General features: G+C 61.8%; 19 protein-coding genes and 1 tRNA gene. 15 read left to right on the top strand and 5 right to left on the bottom strand.

The window, feature by feature from the left end:
* Positions 1-11: 11 nt before the first annotated feature.
* The 6 genes from pyrF to ABVV53_RS03895 all read left to right on the top strand — a co-directional run bounded on the left by pyrF (position 12) and on the right by ABVV53_RS03895 (position 5,708).
* A complete protein-coding gene (gene pyrF, locus ABVV53_RS03870; RefSeq protein ID WP_353983033.1) occupies positions 12-692 on the top strand; it encodes an orotidine-5'-phosphate decarboxylase in 681 nt (226 codons plus the stop codon).
* A 106-nt stretch (positions 693-798) separates the two neighbouring features.
* Entirely contained in the window at positions 799-1,554 is a 756-nt protein-coding gene (locus ABVV53_RS03875; RefSeq protein WP_353983035.1) for an SIMPL domain-containing protein, read from the top strand.
* A 57-nt stretch (positions 1,555-1,611) separates the two neighbouring features.
* Positions 1,612-2,256 carry a phosphoribosylanthranilate isomerase gene (locus ABVV53_RS03880; RefSeq protein ID WP_353983037.1) on the top strand — a complete coding sequence of 215 codons (645 nt, stop codon included), beginning with the start codon at positions 1,612-1,614 and terminating at the stop codon, positions 2,254-2,256.
* 79 nt (positions 2,257-2,335) lie between these two features.
* Entirely contained in the window at positions 2,336-3,580 is a 1,245-nt protein-coding gene (trpB, locus tag ABVV53_RS03885; RefSeq protein ID WP_353983039.1) for a tryptophan synthase subunit beta, read from the top strand.
* Between the two features lies 1 nt (position 3,581).
* Positions 3,582-4,367 carry a tryptophan synthase subunit alpha gene (gene trpA, locus ABVV53_RS03890; protein WP_353983040.1) on the top strand — a complete coding sequence of 262 codons (786 nt, stop codon included), beginning with the start codon at positions 3,582-3,584 and terminating at the stop codon, positions 4,365-4,367.
* A gap of 42 nt (positions 4,368-4,409) precedes the next feature.
* Positions 4,410-5,708, top strand: coding sequence for a bifunctional folylpolyglutamate synthase/dihydrofolate synthase (locus tag ABVV53_RS03895; protein WP_353983042.1), 1,299 nt, complete (start codon positions 4,410-4,412; stop codon positions 5,706-5,708).
* A 14-nt stretch (positions 5,709-5,722) separates the two neighbouring features.
* On the opposite strand, the gene ABVV53_RS03900 is transcribed toward ABVV53_RS03895, so the two are convergent.
* A complete protein-coding gene (locus ABVV53_RS03900) occupies positions 5,723-7,066 on the bottom strand; it encodes an AmpG family muropeptide MFS transporter (RefSeq protein WP_353983045.1) in 1,344 nt (447 codons plus the stop codon).
* Positions 7,067-7,161: 95 nt separating this feature from the next.
* Between ABVV53_RS03900 and ABVV53_RS03905 the strand changes: the two genes are divergently transcribed.
* The 3 genes from ABVV53_RS03905 (at position 7,162) to ABVV53_RS03915 (ending at position 11,753) form a co-directional block, all read left to right on the top strand.
* Positions 7,162-8,073 (top strand): pseudouridine synthase, encoded by a 912-nt coding sequence (locus tag ABVV53_RS03905; protein ID WP_419956742.1) that lies wholly within the window; start codon positions 7,162-7,164, stop codon positions 8,071-8,073.
* Complete coding sequence (rsmD, locus tag ABVV53_RS03910; RefSeq protein WP_353983047.1) at positions 8,070-8,615, top strand: 16S rRNA (guanine(966)-N(2))-methyltransferase RsmD; 546 nt, start codon at positions 8,070-8,072, stop codon at positions 8,613-8,615. Before ABVV53_RS03905 ends, rsmD begins: the two co-directional genes overlap by 4 nt.
* 837 nt (positions 8,616-9,452) lie before the next feature.
* Positions 9,453-11,753 (top strand): ATP-dependent helicase, encoded by a 2,301-nt coding sequence (locus ABVV53_RS03915; RefSeq protein WP_353983049.1) that lies wholly within the window; start codon positions 9,453-9,455, stop codon positions 11,751-11,753.
* A 157-nt stretch (positions 11,754-11,910) separates the two neighbouring features.
* Here the strand turns inward: ABVV53_RS03915 and ABVV53_RS03920 are convergent, their stop codons facing one another.
* Both ABVV53_RS03920 and ABVV53_RS03925 read right to left on the bottom strand, forming a co-directional pair.
* Positions 11,911-13,299, bottom strand: coding sequence for a DEAD/DEAH box helicase (locus ABVV53_RS03920; protein WP_353983051.1), 1,389 nt, complete (start codon positions 13,297-13,299; stop codon positions 11,911-11,913).
* A 166-nt stretch (positions 13,300-13,465) separates the two neighbouring features.
* On the bottom strand, positions 13,466-14,080 hold the full coding sequence (locus ABVV53_RS03925; protein ID WP_353983053.1) for a hypothetical protein: 615 nt from the start codon (positions 14,078-14,080) through the stop codon (positions 13,466-13,468).
* 140 nt (positions 14,081-14,220) lie between these two features.
* On the opposite strand from ABVV53_RS03925, the gene ABVV53_RS03930 reads away from it, so the two are divergent.
* Together ABVV53_RS03930 and ABVV53_RS03935 are read left to right on the top strand one after the other, a co-directional pair.
* Positions 14,221-15,642, top strand: coding sequence for an FAD-binding oxidoreductase (locus ABVV53_RS03930; protein WP_353983055.1), 1,422 nt, complete (start codon positions 14,221-14,223; stop codon positions 15,640-15,642).
* A 111-nt stretch (positions 15,643-15,753) separates the two neighbouring features.
* Positions 15,754-16,527, top strand: a complete 774-nt coding sequence (locus ABVV53_RS03935; protein WP_353983057.1) for a SapC family protein — start codon at positions 15,754-15,756, stop codon at positions 16,525-16,527.
* A gap of 195 nt (positions 16,528-16,722) precedes the next feature.
* Here the strand turns inward: ABVV53_RS03935 and ABVV53_RS03940 are convergent, their stop codons facing one another.
* On the bottom strand, positions 16,723-17,664 hold the full coding sequence (locus ABVV53_RS03940) for an N-formylglutamate amidohydrolase (protein WP_353983059.1): 942 nt from the start codon (positions 17,662-17,664) through the stop codon (positions 16,723-16,725).
* 156 nt (positions 17,665-17,820) lie between these two features.
* Here ABVV53_RS03940 and cpdR point away from each other — a divergent pair, with 156 nt between their 5' ends.
* The 4 genes from cpdR (at position 17,821) to ABVV53_RS03960 (ending at position 21,816) form a co-directional block, all read left to right on the top strand.
* The gene (cpdR, locus tag ABVV53_RS03945) at positions 17,821-18,195 is read left to right on the top strand and encodes a cell cycle two-component system response regulator CpdR (RefSeq protein WP_353983061.1); all 375 of its coding nucleotides are present in this window, start codon (positions 17,821-17,823) and stop codon (positions 18,193-18,195) included.
* 87 nt (positions 18,196-18,282) lie between these two features.
* Positions 18,283-18,357 (top strand) — tRNA-Val (locus tag ABVV53_RS03950).
* 247 nt (positions 18,358-18,604) lie between these two features.
* Positions 18,605-19,828 carry an NADP-dependent isocitrate dehydrogenase gene (locus ABVV53_RS03955; RefSeq protein ID WP_353983063.1) on the top strand — a complete coding sequence of 408 codons (1,224 nt, stop codon included), beginning with the start codon at positions 18,605-18,607 and terminating at the stop codon, positions 19,826-19,828.
* Between the two features lie 215 nt (positions 19,829-20,043).
* Entirely contained in the window at positions 20,044-21,816 is a 1,773-nt protein-coding gene (locus tag ABVV53_RS03960; RefSeq protein WP_353983066.1) for a cation:proton antiporter domain-containing protein, read from the top strand.
* Between the two features lie 34 nt (positions 21,817-21,850).
* Here ABVV53_RS03960 and alaS read toward each other — a convergent pair whose 3' ends face one another.
* The gene (gene alaS / locus ABVV53_RS03965; protein WP_353983068.1) at positions 21,851-24,520 is read right to left on the bottom strand and encodes an alanine--tRNA ligase; all 2,670 of its coding nucleotides are present in this window, start codon (positions 24,518-24,520) and stop codon (positions 21,851-21,853) included.
* Between the last annotated feature and the right edge of the window lie 47 nt (positions 24,521-24,567).

A 24,567-nucleotide genomic window follows, 5' to 3' on the forward strand; every position in this document is an offset into this window, starting at 1 on the left:
AAACGGCAGAAATGAACCTCAATCCCGTCTACCTCGCGCTCGACCTTCCCCGCTTCGACGCTGCGGAGGCTCTAGCGCGAAAGGTCGCCGGCCATGTCGGCGGGATCAAGCTGGGGCTCGAGTTCTTTTGCGCTCACGGCCATCATGGCGTGATGGAGCTGCATAAGCTGGGTTTGCCAATTTTCCTGGACCTCAAGCTGCACGATATTCCAAACACCGTGGCAGCTGCAATGCAGGCAATTCACGTGCTGGAGCCCGCAATCGTCACGGTTCACGCCGCGGGTGGCCGTGCGATGATGGAGGATGCGAAGGCCGCCGCCGACGAGCGCTGCAAGGTTGTGGCGGTCACGGTCCTCACCAGCCTCGACGATAGGGACCTGTCAGCCACTGGTCTGTCCTGCAGCGCACATGACCAGGCGCTCCGCCTGGCAGAACTGGCTCACTCTGCGGGCCTCGACGGCGTCGTATGCTCTGGACATGAAGTCGGTGCCGTCCGCCAACAGTGGAAGGACGGCTTCTTCGTGGTTCCCGGCCTGCGCCCGGACACCGGTCGGGAAACGGGAGATCAGAAGCGGACTGTGACTCCTCGCCAGGCTCGCGACGCCGGCGCGTCCGTTCTGGTAGTCGGCCGTCCGATCAGCCGCGCCGACGATCCGCTGGCGGCGGCACGGGCCATCGAGGCGACTCTCTGACACCGCTGCCACGCGGCAAGGGGCATCATCTTTGTTAATCGGTTCAGCCTCGCGCAACCTGACCAGCCTCAGATCGTTCGGCCAGGCAGTGGATGGAGGAACTCACATGAAGCCTATTTCAATCGCCTTTGCGGCGACGCTCGCCGCTCTGGGTACGCCCGCCCTCGCGCAAGTGCCCGCGCCTATCCCCTCGATTGCTGCCGGACATACGCTACTGACCGTGACCGCCGAGGGCACCTCGACACAGCAGCCGGACATGGCGCTGTTCAACGCAGGCGTCACCACTCAGGGCGACACCGCTAGCGGGGCCCTTGCGGAGAACTCGCGCAAGATGACTCAGGTCATCGCGGGCCTGAAGCGAGCTGGCATAGCCGACCGGGACATCCAGACGAGCAACCTGAATCTCAACCCGGTCTACGCTCAACCGAAACGGCTTCCTGATGGGAGTTATGTGGAGCAGGAGCAGCGGATCGTCGGCTATCAGGTGACCAACAACGTCTCGGTCAAGCAGCGCAAGCTGGGTGACTATGGCAAAGTCATCGATGCGCTCGTCTCTGCCGGCGCGAATCAGGTCAATGGCCCCAACTTCATGCTCGCCAAGCCAGAGGCCGCCCTTGATGAAGCCCGCGCCGAAGCGATGAAAGTCGCGCGTCAGCGGGCGCAGCTTTACGCGACAGCCGCCGGTCTGCGCGTGGCCGGTATTACATCGATCAGTGAGGCCGGTAGTTACGCACCACAACCCGCTATGTACCGTGAGATGAAGGTGACAGCGCAGCGCGCCGATGCTCCGCCGCCGCCGGTCATGGGCGGAGTGTTGGAGAACGCCGTCAACGTCACGGTGCAGTTCGAACTCGCACCGTGAACCGTAATCGCGCCGCGCACCTTTGCGCGGCGCGGCAGCTTGCCCTAAGGGCGCTGCATGAATCAGGCGCCTGCCATAAAGATCTGCGGCATCAAGTCTCCCATGGCGCTTGATGCGACGATCCGCTCGCGCGCCGATCACGTTGGCTTTGTTTTTTGCCAGCGTAGTCCCCGCAACGTGTCTATGGCCGAGGCGGCTGCGCTAGGCGACCGGGCAGCAGGAAGGATCGGCAAAGTTGGCCTCTTCGTGGATGCGGACGATTCCTTCATCGGAGAAGCCGTTGCAGCTGCCGGCCTCTCGGCCATTCAGCTCCATGGTAGCGAAACTGTAGAGCGCTCTGCACAAGTGAGGGCACGCTTTGGTCTCCCGGTGTGGAAGGCAGTCTCGATCAGCAGTGCCGCTGACTTGGAGAGAGCACACACTTACGCCGACGCGGTCGATCTGGTGCTTTTCGACGCCAAAACACCTGCGGGCACCTTGCCGGGCGGTATGGGTCTCAGCTTCGATTGGTCGCTGCTGGCAGGGTGGAACGGGGCTGTGGCTTGGGGCTTGGCCGGCGGTCTGACGCCCCGCAATGTGGCCGATGCGCTCCAGCGAACGAGGGCTCCGCTTTTAGACACCTCGTCCGGAGTGGAATCTGCCCCGGGGGTGAAGGATGCAGACCTGATCTCGGCCTTCTGCTCGGCTGCGCGCGCGGCTTGACGGGCAAAGCAGGGGTGACTGCCTGGTGGCCCTTAGGGCCGTGGACAGCGGCTGCGCATTGGCTTAGGCGCGACGCACTATGACCGCTCAGAACTCAAAAGCGAACAGCTTCCGCAACCAGCCCGACGATCAAGGCCACTTCGGCCGCTTCGGTGGCCGCTATGTCGCGGAAACTCTGATGCCGCTGGTCCTTGGTCTCGAGAAGGAATACCGCGCCGCCAAGGCTGATCCGGCATTCCAGGCCCAGTTTGATGATCTGCTGGAGCATTTCGTCGGCCGCCCCAGCCCTCTTTACTACGCGCCGCGCATAACGGACCATTTTCGTTCCCTCGCGCCTGAGGGCAAGGGCCCGAAGATCTACTTCAAGCGCGAAGAACTCAACCATACCGGCGCGCACAAAATCAACAACTGCGTCGGCCAGATTCTGTTGGCGATGCGCATGGGAAAGACTCGCATCATCGCCGAAACGGGTGCCGGTCAGCACGGCGTGGCGACTGCTACCGTTGCCGCCCGCTTCGGCTTGCCCTGCACCATTTTCATGGGCGCAAAGGACGTGGAGCGCCAGAAGCCCAACGTTTTTCGCATGAAGCTACTCGGCGCCGAAGTGCGGCCCGTCACTAGCGGCGCAGAGACGCTGAAAGACGCGATGAACGACGCGCTGCGCGACTGGGTCGCGAACGTGCACGACACCTTTTACATCATCGGCACTGCCGCAGGTCCCCACCCCTACCCCGAACTCGTGCGCGACTTTCAGAGCGTGATCGGCACTGAGACTCGCGCTCAGATGCTGAAAGCCGAGGGACGCCTCCCGGACATGTTGCTTGCAGCCGTCGGCGGGGGATCGAACGCCATTGGCATGTTCCATCCGTTCCTTGATGACCCCGACGTTGCAATGATCGGCGTGGAAGCCGCGGGTCATGGAATCGAAAGCGGACAGCACGCAGCCAGCCTCACCGGCGGCAAGCCCGGCATCCTTCACGGCAACCGCACGTATCTGCTGCAGGACGAGGACGGCCAAATTACCGAGGCACACTCGATCAGTGCCGGCCTCGATTATCCCGGCCTCGGCCCTGAGCACTCATGGCTGCATGAAAGCGGCCGCGTGAAGTACGTGCCGATCACAGACAATCAGGCGCTTGAAGCGTTTCAACTCTGCTGTCGCCTTGAAGGCATCATTCCCGCGCTGGAAAGCGCTCACGCTCTCGCGGCGCTGCCCGAGATCACAAAGACCATGGACTCCGACAAGCTCCTCGTCGTCAACGTCTCAGGTCGCGGCGACAAGGACATCTTTACAGTGGCGGAGCACTTGGGAGTTGATCTCTGACATGAGCCGCTTTGCAACCGCTTTTGGGAATGGGCCGGCGCTCGTTTGCTTCATCACTGCAGGGGATGGCGATACAGCCGCCAACCTCGACGCGCTCGTCGCAGGGGGAGCGGACGTGATCGAACTGGGCATGCCCTTCACCGATCCGATGGCAGACGGGCCCGCGATCCAGGAAGCAAACATTCGCAGCCTTGCCGCTGGCACGCGGACTGCGGACATCTTCCGCATGGCCGCCGAATTCCGCGCACGCCATCCCCAAGTGCCTCTTGTCCTCATGGGATACTCCAATCCGATGACCATCCGCGGTCCTGAATGGTTCGCGGTAGAGTGCGCTCGTGCAGGTGTGGACGGCGTCATCTGCGTGGATATTCCTCCCGAAGAGGACGCTGATCTCGGACCTGCCCTGCGTGAGGCTGGTGTCTCGCTGATACGCCTCGCCACCCCAACCACTGATGCGGCGCGACTGCCGACAGTGCTGGAGGGCTCCTCCGGCTTTCTTTACTACGTCTCCGTCGCGGGGATCACCGGCATGCAGCAAGCCGCACAGACCTCGATCGACGAAGCCGTTCGCAAGTTGAAGGCTGCCAGCAACATACCCGTCGCGGTTGGCTTCGGCGTGCGCACCCCCGAACAGGCAGATGCAATCGCCCGGATCGCGGATGGCGTGGTAGTCGGCTCCGCCTTTGTCGACTTGGTAAAGCAACATGGAGCACAAGCTGCAGAGCCTATCCGGGCCTTCACGGCGACGCTGTCCGACGCTGTCCACAAGGCCCGCGAAGTAGCATAGTCAGCGCGGGAGCGCGAGATTGCAGCAGGACAGGGATGCTTCGTGAAGGACTTCGCCCGCTCCGATTCGCCCGAAGTACAGCGCCAACTTGATCGCCTTGCCGCGCTATCGTTGCCGCAGGGGCGCTTCGGTCTGGACACGATCCGCGCTTTGTCGGCGCGACTCGGTAGTCCCCAGAACAGTCTGCCGCCTATCTTTCACGTCGCAGGAACGAACGGAAAAGGCTCAACTTGCGCGTATTTGCGCGCCATGCTGGAGGCACAGGGGTTAACGGTTCACGCCGCGACCAAGCCTCACCTTGTACGCTACAACGAACGCATACGGATTGCTGGAAAACTAATTACCGATAGCCACTTGGCATCGCTTCTTGAGGAAGTGCTGGATACCAGCAAAGATCTCGGCCCTAGCTTCTTCGAGGTGACCACGGCCGCGATGTTCCTCGCCTTCGCCCGAGAGTCAGCCGACGCCTGCGTCATCGAAACGGGTCTTGGCGGCCGTTTTGACGCAACGAACATCCTGCGCCACCCGGCGGCCATCGGCATTGCCACGCTTGGCATCGACCACGAATCCTTTCTCCTCCGGCCTGAGGAGGGGACACCCCCGGATCCTCTTGCCCGCATTGCTTTCGAGAAGGGCGGGATCATCAAGCCCGGCTCCCCGGTCTGTACGCTGAGCTATCCCGAACAAGCGGAGTTCCAAATCGAGCGCGCCGCAGCAATGACTGGCTCGCCGCTGCACATGCGAGGCAGAGACTGGGATTGCACCAGCGTGGGCGTGATCGAGTACAGCGATCGCCACGGATCACTGTCCCTCCCTTTGCCGACTTTTTTGCCGGGTCTGCACCAAATCGAGAATGCAGCACTGGCCGTTGCCATGCTGCGGCATCAGGATCGAGTCAGCGTCTCGGCCGAGGCAATGGCGCGTGGTATCGAACAGACACGCTGGCCCGCGCGGCTGCAGTTGCTCGCGGAGGGGCCGCTAACCCGATACGCCACTGGCCGGATGGTTTGGCTGGACGGTGGGCATAATCCCGACGCTGGCCGCGCGATAGCGGAGCATTTCAGGGACCAGCGCCTGCATCTGATTATCGGGATGCTCGCGAACAAGGACCCTCGCGCCGTAGTGGCGCCTTTGAACGACAGTATCGCACGCCTCCAAGTGGTGAGCGTACCGGGACAAGACAGTCACCCCCCGGAGGCATTCGGGCCAGCTGCCACCGCCGCAGCGACTATCGAGGAAGCTCTCGCCAATCTGCCGCCGGACGGACTGCCTGTGTTGATCGCAGGCTCGCTCTACCTCGCGGGTGAAGTGCTGAAGGCAAATGACGAGATCCCGGACTGAGCCTCACCTCGAGTTCAGCCCGCGCTACCCCGGCTGTCCGGCGCCTGAACTTCGCCTGCCGTTCCCATAGCCGCGTCTACCAAGCCGTTGCGCATCATCCACCAGAACAGGACGATGCCCGGCAGCGCCGCAACAGTTGTGAGCAGATAGAAGTTTACATAGCCGATTGCCTCGATCAGCGAGCCTGCCGTCGTTCCGGTCAGGAAACGCCCGACCACGCTCGCTGCGGCAGAGATTAGCGCATACTGAGTCGCTGTGAACCTGAGGTCGCACAGAGCCGAGAAGTAGGCGACGACCACAACGCCGCCGTAGCCGCTGGCGATGTTTTCAAACCCGATGGCGCCGGCCATTCCCCAGTTCGAATGCCCCGCCTGCGCGAGTAGGGCGAAACTGAGATTGGAGATCCCCATCAGCACGAGCGCTATGAACACTGACCGCTTGAGCCCCAACCGCGAGTAGGCGGCTCCGCCGATAAAGATACCGATCAGGTATGCCCAAAATCCGAAGCCGACGTCGTAAATGGCAATCTCGTCGTTGCTGAAGCCGAGATCGTTGAACAGCAGGCGGAATGTAAGGTTGGCCAGCGTATCCCCGATCTTATGAACGAGGATGAAGGCCAGGACCAGCAAGGCTCCCGCCCGCGCGAAGAACTCCACGAAGGGGCCGACGATGGAGGCCCAGACTTCGCGAACGCCCTTGCGCTCGATGACGACCTGCCGCCGCTCCGGCTCGCCCAGCAGCAGCGCTGTCGCCATAGCGGGAACGGCGAATACGGCGCAGGCTATGTACGCTGAACTCCACCCGTACCGCCCGGCAACGACGAGCGCCAAGGCGCCAGCGCCCGCTGAACCAAGACGCCAGCCATATTGGCTCATGCCGGAACCAGTGCCGAGCTGATAGGGCTTGAGCGTCTCGATCCTGTAAGCGTCGATGACGATGTCGAAGGTCGCTCCCGCTATCCCCACCAACAACGCGGCAACTATAGTACCGGCCAGGTCCGTAGATGGATCGACCAGTGCTAGGTTCACCGTTGCCGCTATGACGAACAAGCCCGCTACCAGCATCCACGAAACCCGCTGGCCCATGCGGCTGATCAGTGGCAGGCGCACCCCATCGACGATCCACGCCCAAAAAACCTTCAGGTTATAGACCAAGAAGGCGAGCGTGAACGCTGTTATCGTGGACTTTTCTATATCATTCTGCGCCAGCCGAGTGGTGAGCGTTGCCCCTATCATGGCAAATGGGAAGCCAGACGAGAGGCCAAGCGCCAGAGCGCCGAGCGACTCCTTCTCGAAATAGGGGCGAACCGACTGCCAAATCCCTTTTCGCGGAGTCTCCGTCTTGATCGCTTCGACCACGCCGGTCCTTTCCCGTGTAAAGAGCGCATGCATAACGCCGGCTTCGGCAATGGGAAGGCTGGATGATTGCACGATCAACAGCTATGCGCGGGCGAATGTCCCAGCCTCCCCGTAAACCCGGCAGCCGCCGCGGCCCACCTCGCGGCGCGCCCCCCTCTCCGCGCGGCCCATTCCCCAAGCCTCCTGCGCCGCGCCCGAAGCGCCCCTCTACCGCAAACCCGAATGCACCGGCGCGCACCACGTCGAACCCATTGCGAGAAGACGGGCGTGAAGGGGAACGCATTGCCAAGCTTCTTGCGCGCGCAGGCGTCGCCAGCCGCCGCGAGGTTGAACGTATGATCGTGGATGGACGGGTGAAGATCGGCGAAGAGGTCGTGACCACTCCTGCAACGCTCCTCAAGGACTTGCGAGGCGTCAGCGTTGATGGGCAACCAGTCAAAGCTGCGGAGGCGACGCGGCTTTTCGCCTTTCATAAGCCCGCAGGCCTGATCACCGCAGAACGCGATCCGGCGGGACGTCCGACGATCTACACCGCGCTGCGCAACGCCCTGCCTCCTGGCGCTGGCCGCGTGATGCCGGTCGGCCGGCTTGACTACAACACTGAAGGCTTGCTGCTTCTCACCAATGACGGCGAATTCAAGCGGTTACTCGAACTTCCTGCGACCAGGGTTACCCGCACCTATCGCGCCCGTGCATTCGGTGCGGTGACCCAGGCACAGCTGGAAGAGCTGATCGAAGGCGTCGAGATCGAGGGTATGCGGTACGGCCGGATCGACGCAAACATGGAGCGCAGGACCGGTCGCAATCAGTGGATCGAACTGAGCCTTACCGAAGGCAAGAATCGCGAAGTACGTCGCGTGCTGGAACATCTTGGCCTGGAAGTCAGCCGGCTGATCCGCGTCGGCTATGGTCCTTTCGCACTCGACGAACTGCCCAAGGGGACGGCGGTTGAGATCCCGCCCAAGCAGATCGAGATATTCCGTAAGTCGCTGGGGGCAAAAGCATGAGGATCATCGCGGGTGAGTGGCGCGGTCGCAAGCTCGTGGCACCCGAAGGGGAGGCAACACGCCCCACCTCGGACAGGACTCGCGAAACCCTCTTTTCGATGCTCACCAGCAGGCTAGGCAGCTTCGAAGGCCTGCGGGTGGCCGATCTTTTCGCCGGCTCCGGCGCACTCGGGCTTGAGGCGCTTTCCCGCGGGGCCGCTCACTGTGTCTTCGTCGAGCAGGAGCCGGGTGCGATCCGTGCTCTGCGCCGGAATATCGCGAACCTCCACGCACAGGATCGTTGCGATGTCCGCGCGTCGTCAGTGATGTCGCTGGGCACCGCTCGCAGCGAACCACTCGACCTAGTTCTACTGGATCCGCCGTATGACTCCGGGGCGGGCGCAGTCGCGGTCGACAAGCTGACGCGTCTCGGCTGGATATCCCCCTCAGCCTGGGTCAGCCTCGAAACTTCACGCGCGGAGAACGTAAACGTAAAGGGTTACACGGTCGATGCGGTACGCGACGTCGGCAAGGCTCGGCTCCACTTGATGCGCGCCACCTGAGATTGAGAGGAAGCGTTAGCTCCCTCTCGTTCGCGTCATACTGACAGTTCCGGGGGGCGTTATTTGCTGCCCGGGTTTCGGCAACTGTCCTGGACGGTCCTGCTGCAGACCGGATAATCCTTGTTCATCGCTGGCGCTGGCGGGGGCGTGAGAGCACCCTTGTAGGCCCCCCCTTCGTAGCTCTCGTCCGCTGGCATTGCCGGGCGTGCTGCCTGGTTCGCATCCTGTGGGTTCGGCACGCCAGCTGTGGGGATTCCTCGGCCCGGCGGGTTCGCCTGGCCCGGCGGAGTCGTGGGAACCATGCCGTGAAGTTGCTGGATAATTGACTGCCACGCCAGCGCTCGTTGGTCCGGCGACATGTTGTAGATTCGACCGCGCTGGCTTGGTGTCAGCGCCCAGAAGCCTTCCTGCTCTTGAGGCTGGAGCGTCCAGAAGTATGCCTGCTGTTCTGGAGGCAGAGTGTCGAAACCCCTCTGCCGATCGGAAGGCCACGTCGAGTACGCGGAGTTTTGCTCTGCGGTCCTCATGCTCGTCGCAGATCCACCAGCAGCAGCACCGGCCGACATTGTGCCCGGCGGTGTAGGCGCCGGAGTCGGCATGGGTGCGGTGCTGTCGGAAGTGGGCTGCATAGTACCGGTGCCCGCAGTGCTTTGCGCCAGAAGAAAGCCCGGCGACGCCGTGAGAGCAAATGCGGCAGCACCGCTCAGCAGGAACATGCGCATTGTTAATCTCCAGTGCCAATGATCGAGTTCAAACGACGTGTGAGGGAGAGAGATGTTCCCGCGAATCGCCCAAGTGGCCTTGCGCAGCGCCGGCCCGTTCCCTAGCTGTTCACGCGTGACCGCGCCCACCTTCCCCGCTTCCGCTGCCTCTTCAGACCCGCTGATCGACGGTCTGAACCCTCCTCAACGAGAGGCGGTTCTGACCACCGAAGGGCCTGTGCTGATGCTGGCGGGGGCCGGCACTGGGAAGACGGCCGCGCTTACGACTCGACTTGCGCACCTCGTTCGCGCTCGTCTGGCTTGGCCCTCCGAGATCCTGTGCGTAACGTTCACCAACAGAGCCGCTCGCGAAATGCGCGAGCGCGTCGGCCACATGGTCGGCCCTGCGGTGGAGGTGATGCCATGGCTCGGCACCTTCCACTCGATCGCTGCCAAGATGCTGCGACGCCACGCGGAATTGGTTGGGCTTCAAAGCAACTACACGATCATCGACACCGACGATCAACTTCGCCTCCTCAAGCAGCTCATCCAGGCAGAGGGTCTGGATGAGAAACGCTGGCCGGCACGGCAGCTTGCCGGCTGCATCGACCGGTGGAAGAACCGCGGCCTCAATCCGGCAGATTTGGACGCGGGAGAGAACGAGGCCTACGCCAACGGCAAAGGACAGAAGTTCTACCAGCTCTATCAAGATCGGCTGAAGGCGCTGAACGCATGCGACTTTGGCGATCTGTTGCTGCACATGCTGAACATCCTGCGCCAGGACCGCGAGGTGCTTGAGCAGTACCGCCAGCGCTTCAAGTACGTCATGGTGGACGAGTATCAGGACACCAACCAGGTGCAGTATCTCTGGTTGCGGCTCTTGGCGCAGGGACGGCAGAACATCTGCGTGGTGGGCGATGACGACCAGTCTATCTATTCGTGGCGCGGCGCCGAAGTCGCCAACATCCTGCGTTTCGAAAAGGACTTTCCCGGCACAAAAGTGATCCGGCTGGAGCAGAATTATCGCTCCACTCCCCAGATCCTCGCGGCAGCCTCTGGATTGATTAGCGAGAACAGTGAGCGTCTGGGCAAGACGCTGTGGACTGAGCGACACCCCGGCGATCCCGTGAGGGTGATCGGCGTATGGGACGGTCCTGAAGAGGCGCGCCGCATCGGAGAGGAAATCGAGCGGCTGGAGCGCGAGGGCGCCACTCTCGCCCAAATGGCCATCCTGGTGCGTGCCCAATACCAAACTCGCGAGTTTGAAGACCGCTTCATTCAGATCGGCCTCAACTATCGGATCGTAGGCGGCTTTCGGTTCTACGAGCGTGCGGAGATCCGCGACGCGCTAGGCTATTTGCGCGTGATTGCGCAGTCTGCCGACGACCTTGCATTTGAACGCATCTACAACACCCCGAAGCGGGGGCTGGGATCAAAAGCGCTGGAGAAGCTCCACGTCCATGCTCGCCGGCGCGGCATACCCCTCGCCGCAGCCGCCATCGAGATCGCCGACAGCGACGAACTGCCCGCACGCGCACGCAACACCTTTCTTGCGTTGATGCGCGATTTCGCCCGTTGGCGCGACACTTCGAGCACTGTCAGCCCGGCCGACCTGCTCCGCACAGTCATGGATGAATCGGGCTACACGGACGCTCTCCAAGCGGAGAAGACGGCTGAGGCAGCGGGGCGGCTGGAGAACCTCGCGGAACTTGCGCGGGCTATGGAGGAGTACGACACGCTCGGCGATTTCCTCGAGCATGTCAGCCTGGTGATGGACAACGAGGCTGCGGACGAGACCGAGAAGGTCACGATCATGACGATGCACGCCGCCAAGGGGCTGGAATTCGAACACGTGTTCCTACCGGGCTGGGAAGAAGGCGTGTTCCCCTCACAACGGGCCATCGATGAAGGCGGCCTCGCCAGTCTGGAGGAGGAGCGGCGCCTCGCATATGTTGCGATTACGCGAGCACGGCGGCGCTGCACGATCATCCACGCGGCGAACCGCCGTATCTACGGGCAGTGGACCAGTTCGATACCGTCTCGCTTTGTCGCCGAGTTACCTGCGGATCACGTTGTGCAAGAAACGACCATGAGCGGTGGTGCATCGCTGTGGCGCGCGCAGTGGTCTGAGCATGGCGATCCCTTTGCCGACGTCGCGCGGGCTCAGCCTTCTCGTACCATGACGCGGGGTCCCGGCTGGCAGCGGGCGGCCGCGCAGGAGTATAGCCCTGCCCCCAAGCGTATCGTCGAAACCACGCGCTCCGCAGCGAGCTTCGCCGCCAAGCCTCGCCGCGATGTCGGCACCGGTACTCGTGTGTTCCACGATAAGTTCGGCTACGGCGTCGTGGCTGCTCAAGAGGGCAACAAGCTGGAGATCGATTTCGAGCAGGCAGGACGCAAGCGAGTGATAGACAGCTTCGTCAAACTGGCTGACTAACCCGAGACGTTCTGTACCCGCAGAACGTCAGCCTTCCGCACACACGGCTCCGGACACACGGCGCCGACCGCTCCGCGGATGATCTGCTTTGGAGTTCATCCGGCCAGTCTATGCCGTAAGGTAAAGCGGCGCGGCCGGTCCGGCTTGCCGTATCGCGTCAGGAAAGAGCAGAGACGTGCAGGAATTCGGGAACGGGGCCATTCCAGCCTTCGTTCGGCAGGTCAGCTTGCCCTTCCTGCGCACCACGCGGCCGGCGCTCCTGCCGCTCCGGCTTTAGCTCATTCGCTGGGATTTCGGCGCCTTGATGGACGAGGCGCTCTTCAGCGTCCTGTCCGACTGGCGCTTCCTTGCGCGGCTTACGAGCAGGCCGCTCCCCGCGGGAACGCTCACGCTTCGCCCGCTGCGGCTTCTCGCTCGGAGCGTCGTCCGCGCGTTCGGCATTGAAAAGCGGGATTTTTCCGCCCGTCAGCTTCTCCACGTTCTGGATCGCCTCCGCGTCCTCGGGAGTCACGAAGGTAAACGCGCGCCCTGTCGCACCAGCGCGACCGGTGCGCCCGATCCGGTGAACATAGTCGTCAGGGTGCCAGGGGGTGTCGAAGTTAAAGACGTGGCTCACGCCCTTCACGTCAAGGCCGCGAGCGGCGACGTCCGATGCGACGAGAATGTTGATCACGCCATCCTTGAACCGCTGCAACTCCGCCTGACGCGCAGGCTGGTCCATGTCGCCGTGGATCTCACCGCTCGAGAAGCCGTGGCCTAGCAGGCTCTTGTTGAGCTCCCGAACAGTCGTCTTGCGATTGCAGAAGATAATGGCGGTGGTCACGTCATCGGTCTGCAGCAGGTGGCGCAGGACCTCGCGCTTCTTGCGGGTCTGCACGGCTACTTTGTGCTGAACGATGTTCGTGTTGGCGGTCGCGGGTCGCGCGACTTCGATGTACTTGGGGTTGGTCAAGAACCGATCCGCCAGCTTCTTGATCGGCGGCGGCATTGTTGCGGAGAACAGCAGAGTCTGACGGTTCGGCGGCAGCTTGGTGCAGATATTCTCGATATCGGGGATAAAGCCCATGTCGAGCATGCGGTCTGCTTCATCGATCACCAGCAGTGAGCAACCCGTAAGCAGGATCTTGCCCCGCTCGAACAAGTCCATCAGCCTGCCGGGAGTGGCGATCAGAACATCGACGCCTTCCGTCAGCGCCTTTACCTGGTCACCCATTTGCACGCCGCCAATCAGCAGCGCCATCTTCAGATCGTGGTTCTTGCCGTAATTTTCGAAGTTCTCAGCAACTTGCGCTGCAAGCTCACGCGTGGGCTCGAGAATTAGCGAGCGCGGCATGAGCGCGCGACGGCGGCCACTGGCGAGAATGTCGATCATCGGCAAGACAAAGCTGGCCGTCTTTCCGGTACCGGTCTGAGCGATGGCGATCAGATCGCGCATCATGTGGACCTGCGGAATTGCCTGCTCCTGGATCGGAGTTGGCGTTGTGTAACCGGCCTCCTCGACCGCTTGCAGCAACTTGTCTGAAAGGCCGAGATCGGCAAAGTTCATAGGCTTAGGGTTTTCCGGAAAGTTTGCTTCCGTGCGAGCAGGCCGCACCGGCACGCGCCGATGCTGCGCGGCTGCGGCACACGCTTGCCGCGCCCTAAGCCTTACAAGGCAGCAAAGTCAAGTTTTTCCGCCCGTTTAGCCCTGTCCACCAGCGCAAAAAAGCTGTTTAGTCCTCGTCCGGGACCAGTCGCCGGATCCGGGACAGTTTGCACGCCGTGCCACTACGCGAATGCAGGGTATCGCGATTAACGCAGACCATCCCGTCAGGACTGCGCGAAAGATAGAACCCGGAGTAGAACGAGCGGGAAAGGCAGCTCTTGGCAAGCTCAGCGCTGATCAAGCGACGGTCGCGCATGTGCAGGACAAGACTGCTGGCTCCGCTTGGTTCGACCCCAAGAATGCCAGAGACCGGCAGGCACTTACCGATCTTGCGCTCAGTGAAACGGGGCATCGCAGGGCGCTGTGGCATCACCGCGACGACATCTTGTGGAGCCGGCAGAAGTGCCCGGGGCGCAACCCGGATGATCAAGCGTCGCTCTATGTGAACCTGCCACGCGCTCTCCGGCTGGAAGGAGGGAACGGATTTCAATACCCCGGTCGGATAGGGGCCGTGGGTGAGCTCCTTGGGAACAGACTCGGCCAAACTGCCGGCACGGTCCTGGAGCGACTCTCTCTCATGCCCGTTTGCTGAGAAAAACAGCAGCCAGGGGGAAAGCAAGGCAGCGGCGAAGATCATCTGTCTGGCACGTCCCGGATGCTTGGAAAGCAGCACGCCCGACATAGGCTTAGAACTTGAACCGCCCCTTAACTCCAACATCTTGCCTTAAACTCCAACATCTTGCCTGAAGTCACGTGGCGGCTCACGAGACTTCGGTCTCCTGCCGGTAGGCACACGGGCTTTACGATGTCATAGATAGCCTCATGACTGGACAGCAGACATTCTTCGATGCCGCCCTTGCCAGCTTGGGCCCGCGCGGCATCACTTGCGATGCAGATCTCGTGGAACCCTGGCTGACGGATTGGCGAGGAAGGTTCCAAGGGCGCGCGCGGGCAATGGCCTCGCCCGCCAGTACGGCCGAACTATCCGCGCTTGTGCGGCTTTGCGCCGAGCATCGCATTCCTATCGTGCCGCAGGGCGGAAACAGCGGGATGGCCGGAGGGGCGACGCCGGACCGCAGTGGGGAAGCGATACTGCTGTCGCTGCGACGGATGAACGGTATCCGGGAGATTGACTTAGAGGGCCGGAAAGTCACTTGTGAAGCCGGCGTCATTCTACAGACGCTCCACGAAGCTGCTGCTGAAAAGGGCCTGCGCTTTCCTCTGACTTTGGGCGGCAAGGGCTCCGCTACAGTTGGCGGCCTGATCTCCACCAACGCTGGCGGCACCCAGGTGCTGCGGCATGGTTCCATGCGCGCGCTCGTGCTTGGCTTGGAAGCAGTCCTGGCGGATGGCCAAGTGTTTTCGACACTCGTCCCGCTCAAGAAGGACAACCGCGGTTTCGATCTGAAGCAGTTGCTGATCGGCTCGGAAGGCACTCTGGGCATCGTCACCGCGGCCACGCTGAAGCTGGTGCCGGCCATAGCCGAGCGCGTGGTGATCTGGGCCGGAGTACCCTCCATCCAGGCGGCGCGCGCTCTGCTGCTGCATTGTGAGGATGTTGCAGGCGAATCTCTCGAGGGATTCGAGGTTCTGCCGCAGGCGAGCCTTGAGGCTGTCCTTGACCATGTGCCCGCAGCGCGGGCGCCCCTCGCCGGACTGCACCCTTGGCACGCCCTAATCGAGGTTGTGGCGGATGAAGCCAACGCCGATCACCTTCGCGAGTCGTGCGAAGCGATGCTGGAGGAGGCCTTTGGAAGCGAGCTGCTCGATGATGCAGTCATCGCCGCGAACGAGGCACAATCCGAAGCCTTTTGGCTGATCCGCGACTCGATCTCACCCGCAGAGCGGGAGCGCGGTCCGGCTGTGCAGCACGATATTTCGGTTCCCGTCGAAAGGATGCCTGACTTCATCGATGCGGCCGTGCGAGAAATGGAGGCGTCTTGGCCTGGCACCGAGGCGATCGCGTTCGGGCACCTGGGCGACGGTAACGTCCACTTCCATGTGATAGCGCCGGGCGGCGCGGACCGCGATGCTTGGCAGGAAAGTGACGGCAAGAGGATCAGTCGCCAAGTCCACGATCTCGTCACGAAGTGGGGCGGATCGATTTCGGCTGAGCACGGCATCGGGCAGCTCAAACGGGACGAACTGGCCCGCCTGGGGGATCCCGTCGCTCTTCACCTCATGCGCCAAGTGAAGCGCGCTCTCGACCCCGAAGGTCTTCTGAACCCCGGCAAGCTCGTCTGAGCACAACCCTGACCGAGGCGGCAGCGGAACGACAGCCGCCGCAGCTTGCAGGCAACTCGACCATTCCCTAAGGGCAGCCTACACGATCGCGCCCATTTCCGGAGAATAATGATGGCCAGCGCGCCGCAGAACGTTTCCCTCCCATTGTTCTACAACGACCTGGTGCTTCTCAGCACGCAGGAGCATGCGAACTGGAAGAGCCGCTCCACCGACAAGGCCAAATGGCTTGCCGGCGTCAACACGGTGCCCCTCACCGTGGAAGAGTTTCCGATGGCGCAACGCCATTTCCCCATTGTGTTCTCTGCCGGCGACAATCCGTTTCCGATCGCGCTTATGGGCATGAATGAAGGCGTCAACGTATTCGTTGAGGAAGACGGCACGGTGCCTTCCCCGATCTACATGCCCGCCTACGTCCGCCGCTACCCCTTCCTTCTCGCGCGCGTACAGCCCAACTCCGATGAACTTTCGCTTTGTGTCGACCCGACCAGCGATCTGGTCGGTGAGTTCGAGGACGGCCAGCCGCTGTTCGACGGCAACAACCCCAGCGAGGCCTGCCAGAATACTCTCAAGTTCTGTGAGCAGTTCGAGATAGCCGGGCAGAAGACTGCAAACTTCATGGCCGAGCTTCAGAAGCACAATTTGCTTATGGACGGTGAGCTGAACATTGAGATCGGCACTGGTGAGCCCGTCAATTACCGTGGGTTCCGCATGGTCGATGAGAACAAGTTGCGCGAAGTCAGAGGAGATATTCTGCGAACTTGGAACCAGAGCGGACTGCTGGCGCTGATCTACGCCCATCTGTTCTCGCTGGATCTGGTGCGCGACATCTTTGGTCGGCAGATCGCGCAAGGTAAAGGGCCGGCACTGCCACAGCAGTCCTCCTGATAGCCACTCTTCCTGAGTGTATCACTCGGGCTTGCAAGGCTCTGACTCCGAGCCTATATCGGTGCCGCTTCGCCAATGCTGCCCTCATGGCTTGGTGAAGTTGGTGCACTTCGTGCACCTCCTCCCTGAACCTTGGCCACCTCGCGCATCTGCGCGGGGTGGTTTTTTGTTTGGGGAATGCTCGAAGTGCAGAGCTTACTCTGCTGCGAGAGGCCAGTCGCGCTCGCCGCTGGATTGAGCTAGTTCGGCCACGATGCCCGACAGGCGGCGAGTTAGCCCGGTCAATACTTCTATTACGCTCTCGAAGCCCGGGCCGGGCTCGGCAAGGCGCGAATCTAGGTAGATACTGCGGTCTATCTCAATCTGAAGCGCGTGGATGCCTTTCGCCGGTGCTGCATGCCGGTCGAGGACGTAGCCACCAGCATAAGGCCGATTATGAGCCGCAGGCCTTCCACACTCCGCGAGGAAGGCAAATGCACCACCGATAACGCTCCCATGACTCGACGCACCGAACCTGTCACCAATGACGAACTCGGGCGGTCCCTGCCCCGTCCCCCCGGAGAGCGGCGGCATCGAGTGCAGATCGATCAGCAATGCCGCCCCCCACCGCTCCCGAATACTCTTCAGTATGGTACCAAGCTGCGCATGATAGGGTTCGTGAACCCCTGAGATACGCTCAACGAGGTCCGCCTCGTCATGGCGGCGGCGCCAAAGCTCTCCAATGCCTGGCAGCCTGCGCGGTATAAGGCCAAGGCCGCTTCGGACCCGCTGCGTGGGTAAGCCGAACGCCCCACTGCTAAGCCTTGCTCCGTCGAACATTTCCCAATCGACGTCATCTGGCGCACGGTTGAGATCGATCATCGCACGAGGTGCCTGGGCCACGAGCAAAGCGGCGCCGGTTCGATGCGCCACCGCCACCGCTAGCTTGTCCACGTAGCGGTCCTCCAGCTTCAGAGCTGCTGATTCGGGGTGTCGCATATCTCGTAGCAGTGAACGCGGATAGGCGCGGCCGGCATGTGGCACTGCAATCAGCACCGGAAGGATAGACGGCTCTGCACCCCAAACTCGAAAAGCGCTCACGCTCGGCGCGCCGGGAATACGGCCACCGGCTACCTCATGCGAATCGTTATCAGGCATGACTGCCATTGCTGTCCCGTTCATCTCCGACTGTCAAAGAAGACAACGCCTGAGCGCACGAGTCGCAACGGCGGACGAGAATTTTAACTCCTAGAGTGATACGACGGCGCCGCGGCCAAGGCGGGCCGTGGCACAATTTTTCCGAACGAGAGGGCGATGATCCGCATCCTGCTTGCAGAAGATGACCAAGCCATGCGCACGTACCTGTCGCGTGCCTTGCAAAACGCCGGTTACGAGGTGACCGCAGTCGACCGCGGGACCGAGGCGATTCCTCTACTGGAGAACGAAAGTTTCGATCTTCTGCTCTCCGACATCGTCATGCCGGAGATGGATGGGATCGAACTTGCGCAGCGCTGCAATGAAATCGCGCCGCACACCAAGGTCATGTTCATTACGGGGTTTGCAGCTGTAAGCTTGCGGGCCAGCAGGGAAGCTCCCCAGGCCCGCGTTCTTTCCAAGCCCTTCCACTTGCGAGACCTTGTGCTTGAAGTGCAACGCGTATTCAGCGTTTCAGAGCAGGCCCGAATTTAAGCTTCCATCAGGGCTTGCATCTGGAGAAAGGCGCCGGTAAAGGGCCCTCCTCCGACGGCGATGCCGCCTGGAGAGCGAATGGTGTTCGGGCGTATAGCTCAGTGGTAGAGCACTATGTTGACATCGTAGGGGTCGCAAGTTCAATCCTTGCTACGCCCACCATTCGAAGAACCCGCTAGCCGAAAGGCTCAGCGGGTTTTTTCGTTCTGGAGCAGCAGAGCATGTGCCGTCTGCGCGGCTACAGCGCCGGGAAGTTGTCCGCATGCTCGCAAGTCGCGCGCTGCGGAAGCCATCCGCCCGCCCAAGCGGCGCCGCCTCGCAAGCAGGATCGCCCTCCCGATACTTGCCTTGCTAAGCGTCCGCCCTCTGCCTAAGAAGCCGCGAAAATCCTCACCCCAGGAGAGTTTGAATGGAAAAGATCAAGGTCAAGAATCCGGTCGTCGAGATGGATGGCGATGAGATGACGCGGATCATCTGGGAGTGGATACGCGAACGCCTCATCCTTCCCTATCTCGACATCGATCTGAAGTATTATGACCTTTCGATCGAGAACCGCGACGCGACCGGTGATCAGGTCACTATCGACTGCGCCAACGCCACGAAGCAGTATGGCGTTGCCGTGAAGTGCGCGACGATTACGCCGGACGAGGCGCGCGTCGAGGAGTTCAGCCTCAAGAAGATGTGGAAGTCGCCCAATGGCACGATTCGCAATATTCTGGGCGGGGTGGTCTTCCGCGAGCCGATCGTGATCTCGAACGTGCCGCGGCTTGTGCCGGGCTGGACTGACCCCATCGTTGTCGGCCGCCATGCCTTTGGCGACCAGTACCGCGCGACTGATACGCTGATCCCCGGCCCCGGCACGCTGCGCCTGGTATTCGAGGGTGAGGACGGCAAGAACATGGACCTTGAGGTGTTCAAGTTCCCCAGCGCCGGCGTTGCGATGGCGATGTACAATCTCGACGATTCGATCCGAGACTTCGCACGCGCTTCATTCAACTACGGCCTCAATCTGAAATGGCCGGTTTACCTCTCTACCAAGAACACAATCATGAAGGCCTATGATGGCCGCTTCAAAGACCTGTTCCAGGAAGTGTTCGATACGGAAGGTTTTGCGGAGCAGTTCAAGGCGGCCGGCATCACCTATGAGCACCGCCTGATCGACGACATGGTCGCGTCCGCTCTCAAGTGGTCGGGCAAGTTCGTCTGGGCTTGCAAGAACTACGACGGCGACGTGCAGTCCGACACAGTGGCGCAGGGCTTCGGCTCCCTTGGCCTGATGACCTCGGTCCTGATGGCGCCTGACGGCAAGACCGTCGAAGCCGAGGCTGCACACGGCACAGTGACGCGCCACTACCGCCAGCACCAGCAGGGCAAGGCGACCTCGACCAACCCGATCGCCTCGATCTTCGCTTGGACTCGCGGCCTAATGTACCGCGGCAAGTTCGACGATACTCCGCAAGTCGTGAAGTTCGCCGAGACGATCGAGCGCATCTGCATTGAGACCGTCGAGAGCGGCAAGATGACCAAGGACCTCGCTCTGCTGATTGGCCCGGATCAGTCATGGATGACCACCGAGCAGTTCTTCGAGGAAATCGTGAAGAACCTCGAAACCGAGATGGCAAGCTGGGCGTAAGCTAAACCAGTTCCCCTCCATCGGCGTGAAACTAACAATCTCGCGCCGATGGAGGGAACAGCCTTGGGACTCACTCAGTCCCCGCAGTGATGAGCCGAAAACGCGGCACCACCACAAATAGCGCCCGCAGCATTCTACCCGAACCTTGGCGCGTTTACCGATTCTGCTGCACTCGACAGTGACAACGGCACCCATGCTGCCATAGTGGCTAGCGCATGGCCGCCAGCACCGAACTCTACACACCCGTTATGTCAGACGCCCTCGTCATTCTGGGCGCGGCTGGTGCAGTGATCCCGATCTTCGCGAGGTTCCGGATCACACCGGTGATCGGGTTCATCCTGATCGGGCTGCTCGTCGGCCCCTATGGATTGGGCAAGCTCGTACCCGAGCACCCATGGCTCTATCACGTCACGATATCCGATCCCGACCGGCTCGACATTTTCGCTGAGTTCGGAATTATTCTGCTGCTCTTCTCCATCGGACTCGAACTCTCGTTCGGGCGCCTTTGGCAAATGCGTCAGCAAGTCTTTGGCTTGGGTTCACTCGAGCTGTTGGGCATCGGTGCTGCTTTGGCGGCTATCCTTACGGGATTGGGGCAGTCCCCCACTGCCGGCCTCGCGCTCGGCGCAGCGCTGGCGCTCTCATCGACCGCCCTTGTTCTCAGGATCACGAACAGAGCCACGCCAGTGGGACGCGCGGCGCTCGCCATGCTCCTATTCGAAGACATGGCGCTTGTCCCGATCATCTTCGTGCTTGGCGCGCTCGGCCCCGCCGCGCAAGACAGCATGGATGGACTGATGAGCACGCTCGCCACAGGTACCGCTGTCATCCTCGGGCTGCTCGTCATCGGGCGCTACATGCTGCCGCCACTTTTCGCGCAAGCCGCACGCACCAAGAGCCCTGAGCTGTTCCTTGCAGCGTCGCTCCTTGTCGTCATTCTCGCTTCGCTGGCGACCGCCGCCGCGGGCCTGTCACCGATCGTGGGTGCACTCATCGCGGGATTGCTCATCGCCGAGACCGAATACCACGGCGAAGTCGAGAACATCCTCGAGCCGTTCAAGGGCTTGGCTCTCGGCATCTTCCTGATCACGGTGGGCATGAGCATCGATCTGGCCGTCGTGGCGGGCGACATCTTGAAAATCCTGCTGGCGACTTGCGGTGTGATCGCGCTCAAAGCGACCGTCACCGCTGCTCTCCTTCGCATGATGGGCGCTCGGCGCGGGACTGCGGCCGAAACGGGCATTCTCATGGCCAGCCCCTCGGAGACGACGCTTATTGTCCTTTCGGCTGCCGCTGCGGCTCAACTGATTGAGCCTTCTACGGAACAGTTCTGGCAGATCGTCACTGCCCTCGGCCTTACCGTGACGCCTCTGCTGGCGATGGTTGGCCGCTACATGGCGGGACGCGTCGATACCATTGAGCCACAACAGAGGCTCCCCGACGAGCAAGAGCCTCGGGCCGTGATCGTGGGCTTCGGACGCGTGGGGCAGCTCGTCGCTGATATGCTTGCTGCCCACGGAAAACCCTATGTGGCTGTCGATGCGGACGCCGATCTCGTCACGGAAGGCAGGCGCCTCGGTTACGCCGTGACGTTCGGCGACGCCGCGCGCGGCAACGCCATTGCGCGTCTCAACCTTGAACAAGCGACCGCTGTCATCCTGACAATGGACGAGCCAGTTTCGGCGCAACGCCTCGTGCGCAATCTGCGCGCATCCTACCCTGATCTGCCGATCATCGTCCGCGCTCGCGACACCACGCATGCGGCTGCATTGTATCAGGCGGGAGCCAGCCAGGCTGTTCCGGAGACGCTGGAGAGTTCACTCCAACTGTCGGAAGCCGTCCTTGTCGACCTCGGGGTCTCCATGGGCCCGGTCATTGCCTCAATTCATGAGAAACGAGACCAGTTGCGGGAACAGCTCATGGAAGAGGGCGGGCTCACTGAGAAGCCCAGCCTCAAGAGTTCATCGCTACACGACCGGTCAGCCTGAATAAAGCCGAGCAGCAGCTCCGGAGGTCGACCGCCTACTCCGTCATGAGGGCCTTGATCGCCGAAAGGGCTTCTGCCCCTTTGGACCCATCCGGGCCACCACCCTGCGCCATATCAGGGCGTCCGCCGCCACCTTTGCCGCCCAGCGCCTCTACGCCTTTCCGCACGAGTTCAACGGCACTGACACGGCCGATGAGATCATCCGTAACTGCCGCGGCAATGCTAGCTTTACCATCGTTGACCGCGACGATCGCGGCTACACCCGAGCCGAGCCGCTGCTTCGCCTGATCCAGCAGCCCTCGCAGTTCCTTGGGATCGAACCCTTCCAACACCTGACCCGAGAACTTGATGCCTCCAACGTCCTCGTCCACAGTATCGGCATTCGCGTTCGCGCCGCCTCCAGAGAGGGCCAGGGCACGCTTGGCCTCCGCCAGTTCCCGCTCCAGCCTGCGCCGCTCTTCCAACAGCGCGGCCACTCGACCTTCGACATCTTCCGGAGTGGTGCGCAACAAGCCGGCCGCGTTCTTCAGTGCCTCTTCGCGCTGCACGAGCCAACGCCGTGCGCCTTCGCCAGTGAGTGCCTCGATCCGGCGCACGCCTGAAGAGACTGCACTCTCGGCCACGATGCGGAATACGCCTATGTCCCCAGTCGCGTTGACGTGGGTGCCACCGCACAGCTCAACGGAGTAGTTCCGGCTGCCGGTCTGACGGCCCATTGCAAGCACGCGCACTTCGTCGCCGTACTTTTCGCCGAACAGCGCCATAGCTCCGGCTGCGATCGCGTCGTCGGGGCTCATAAGCCGAGTCGTGACGCTCTCGTTATGGCGGATTTCGGCATTCACTTCCGCTTCAATCGCCGCGATGTCCTCGTCAGTGAGCGCCTTGGTATGGGAAAAGTCGAACCGCAGACGTTCGGCCGCAACCAGCGACCCCTTCTGAGTCACGTGATCGCCGAGACGGTGCCGCAGAGCAGCATGCAGTAGGTGCGTGGCTGAGTGGTTGGCGCGAACGGCATCGCGGCGTTCGCCATCGACCACCAACTGTACGGTATCGCCGACCGCGACCCGGCCCACTTCCACTTTGCCGTGCATCGCGTGAAGACGACCCAGTGGCTTAGAAGTGTCACTCACGGCGACCTTGAGCTCGCCAGCCGTAGCACCCGGTGCAGTCACAATAAGACCCGCATCCCCGACCTGACCACCGCTTTCACCATAGAATGGCGTCTGGTTCGTCAGCACCACAAGTTCCTCGCCCGCCTCGGCGAAAGCCACTTCCTTGCCGTCGCGAACAAGTGCGACGACGCGCCCCTCGCCTTGAGTCGAGTTATAGCCTGTGAACTCGGTGGCACCTTCGCGCTCGGCGATGTCGAACCAGATCTCGTTGTCGGCTGACTGACCAGAGCCCTTCCAGGCCGCACGCGCCGCGGCCTTTTGCTGTGCCATCGCCGCATCGAACCCGGTCCGATCTACCGCGATCCCACGCGAACGCAGAGCGTCCTCAGTAAGGTCATAGGGGAAACCGTAGGTGTCGTAGAGACGAAACGCGGTGTCGCCGGGCAGTTCAGCACCCTCGTCCATTCCCGCTGTAGCTTCGTCAAGCAATCGCAAGCCGTTGGAAAGCGTGCGGCGGAACTGAATCTCCTCGCGCTCAAGCGTCTCTTCGATCATCGGCTGTGCGCGGCCAAGTTCCGGGTAGGCTTGCCCCATTTCCGCGACGAGAGCTGGCACCAGGCGGTGCATCAGCGGATCGTGCGTTCCGAGCAGGTGAGCATGGCGCATGGCGCGGCGCATGATGCGGCGAAGCACATAGCCTCGGCCCTCGTTGGAAGGGAGCACACCATCCGCTAGAAGGAACCCGCTCGACCGCAGATGATCCGCTATAACGCGATGGCTAGCGCGCTGCGCGCCTGCCGCAGGAACACTGGTGAGACTTTCCGAGGCTGCGATCAGCGCCTTGAACGTGTCCGTGTCGTAGTTGTCGTGCACGCCCTGCATGACGGCCGCAACCCGCTCAAGACCCATGCCTGTATCTATTGAGGGACGGGGAAGATCGCCGACGATTTCGCCTGCAGCCTGCTCGAACTGCATGAAGACCAAGTTCCAGATTTCGACGAAACGATCGCCGTCCTCGTCTGGCGATCCCGGTGGACCACCAGGAATCTGAGGACCGTGGTCGTAGAATATCTCGGAACAAGGGCCGCAGGGGCCATCGTCTCCCATCGCCCAGAAGTTATCCTTCGTGGCGATGCGAATGATCCGCTCTTCGGGCAGGCCGGCGATCTTCTTCCAGAGCGCGAACGCCTCGTCGTCGGTGTGGTACACCGTCGCAAGGAGCTTTTCGGCAGGCAGACCCCAGACTCTTGTCAGAAGAGTCCAAGCGTGGGTTATCGCCTGCTCCTTAAAGTAATCACCAAAGGAGAAGTTACCCAGCATTTCAAAGAAGGTATGATGCCGGGCCGTGTAACCGACGTTGTCGAGATCGTTGTGCTTCCCGCCCGCGCGAACGCATTTTTGCGACGACGTGGCGCGCGGAGTTTCGCGCGACTCAAGGCCCGTAAAAACGTTCTTGAAAGGAACCATTCCTGCGTTGACGAACATCAACGTGGGATCGTTATAAGGGACCAGCGGCGCGGAGGGCACCACGTCGTGCCCCTGCGTGCCGAAGTATTCGAGAAAAGAGCGGCGGATTTCGTTAGTCGAGCGCATGGTGGTGCGGATAAACCGGCCTCATTCATGCGGCAAGCGCGAACGCA

It is taken from the genome of Novosphingobium kalidii (genome assembly GCF_040534015.1).
Classification (GTDB): domain Bacteria; phylum Pseudomonadota; class Alphaproteobacteria; order Sphingomonadales; family Sphingomonadaceae; genus Novosphingobium; species Novosphingobium kalidii.

Bases quoted from the DNA above. Each gene is read 5' to 3' on its own strand.
- pyrF (WP_353983033.1), top strand. From the start codon at position 12: ATGAACCTCAATCCCGTCTACCTCGCGCTCGACCTTCCCCGCTTCGAC.
- ABVV53_RS03875 (WP_353983035.1), top strand. From the start codon at position 799: ATGAAGCCTATTTCAATCGCCTTTGCGGCGACGCTCGCCGCTCTGGGT.
- ABVV53_RS03880 (WP_353983037.1), top strand. From the start codon at position 1,612: ATGAATCAGGCGCCTGCCATAAAGATCTGCGGCATCAAGTCTCCCATG.
- trpB (WP_353983039.1), top strand. From the start codon at position 2,336: ATGACCGCTCAGAACTCAAAAGCGAACAGCTTCCGCAACCAGCCCGAC.
- trpA (WP_353983040.1), top strand. From the start codon at position 3,582: ATGAGCCGCTTTGCAACCGCTTTTGGGAATGGGCCGGCGCTCGTTTGC.
- ABVV53_RS03905 (WP_419956742.1), top strand. From the start codon at position 7,162: ATGTCCCAGCCTCCCCGTAAACCCGGCAGCCGCCGCGGCCCACCTCGC.
- rsmD (WP_353983047.1), top strand. From the start codon at position 8,070: ATGAGGATCATCGCGGGTGAGTGGCGCGGTCGCAAGCTCGTGGCACCC.
- ABVV53_RS03920 (WP_353983051.1), bottom strand. From the start codon at position 13,299: ATGAACTTTGCCGATCTCGGCCTTTCAGACAAGTTGCTGCAAGCGGTC.
- ABVV53_RS03925 (WP_353983053.1), bottom strand. From the start codon at position 14,080: ATGTCGGGCGTGCTGCTTTCCAAGCATCCGGGACGTGCCAGACAGATG.
- ABVV53_RS03930 (WP_353983055.1), top strand. From the start codon at position 14,221: ATGACTGGACAGCAGACATTCTTCGATGCCGCCCTTGCCAGCTTGGGC.
- ABVV53_RS03935 (WP_353983057.1), top strand. From the start codon at position 15,754: ATGGCCAGCGCGCCGCAGAACGTTTCCCTCCCATTGTTCTACAACGAC.
- ABVV53_RS03940 (WP_353983059.1), bottom strand. From the start codon at position 17,664: ATGCCTGATAACGATTCGCATGAGGTAGCCGGTGGCCGTATTCCCGGC.
- cpdR (WP_353983061.1), top strand. From the start codon at position 17,821: ATGATCCGCATCCTGCTTGCAGAAGATGACCAAGCCATGCGCACGTAC.
- ABVV53_RS03955 (WP_353983063.1), top strand. From the start codon at position 18,605: ATGGAAAAGATCAAGGTCAAGAATCCGGTCGTCGAGATGGATGGCGAT.
- ABVV53_RS03960 (WP_353983066.1), top strand. From the start codon at position 20,044: ATGGCCGCCAGCACCGAACTCTACACACCCGTTATGTCAGACGCCCTC.
- alaS (WP_353983068.1), bottom strand. From the start codon at position 24,520: ATGCGCTCGACTAACGAAATCCGCCGCTCTTTTCTCGAATACTTCGGC.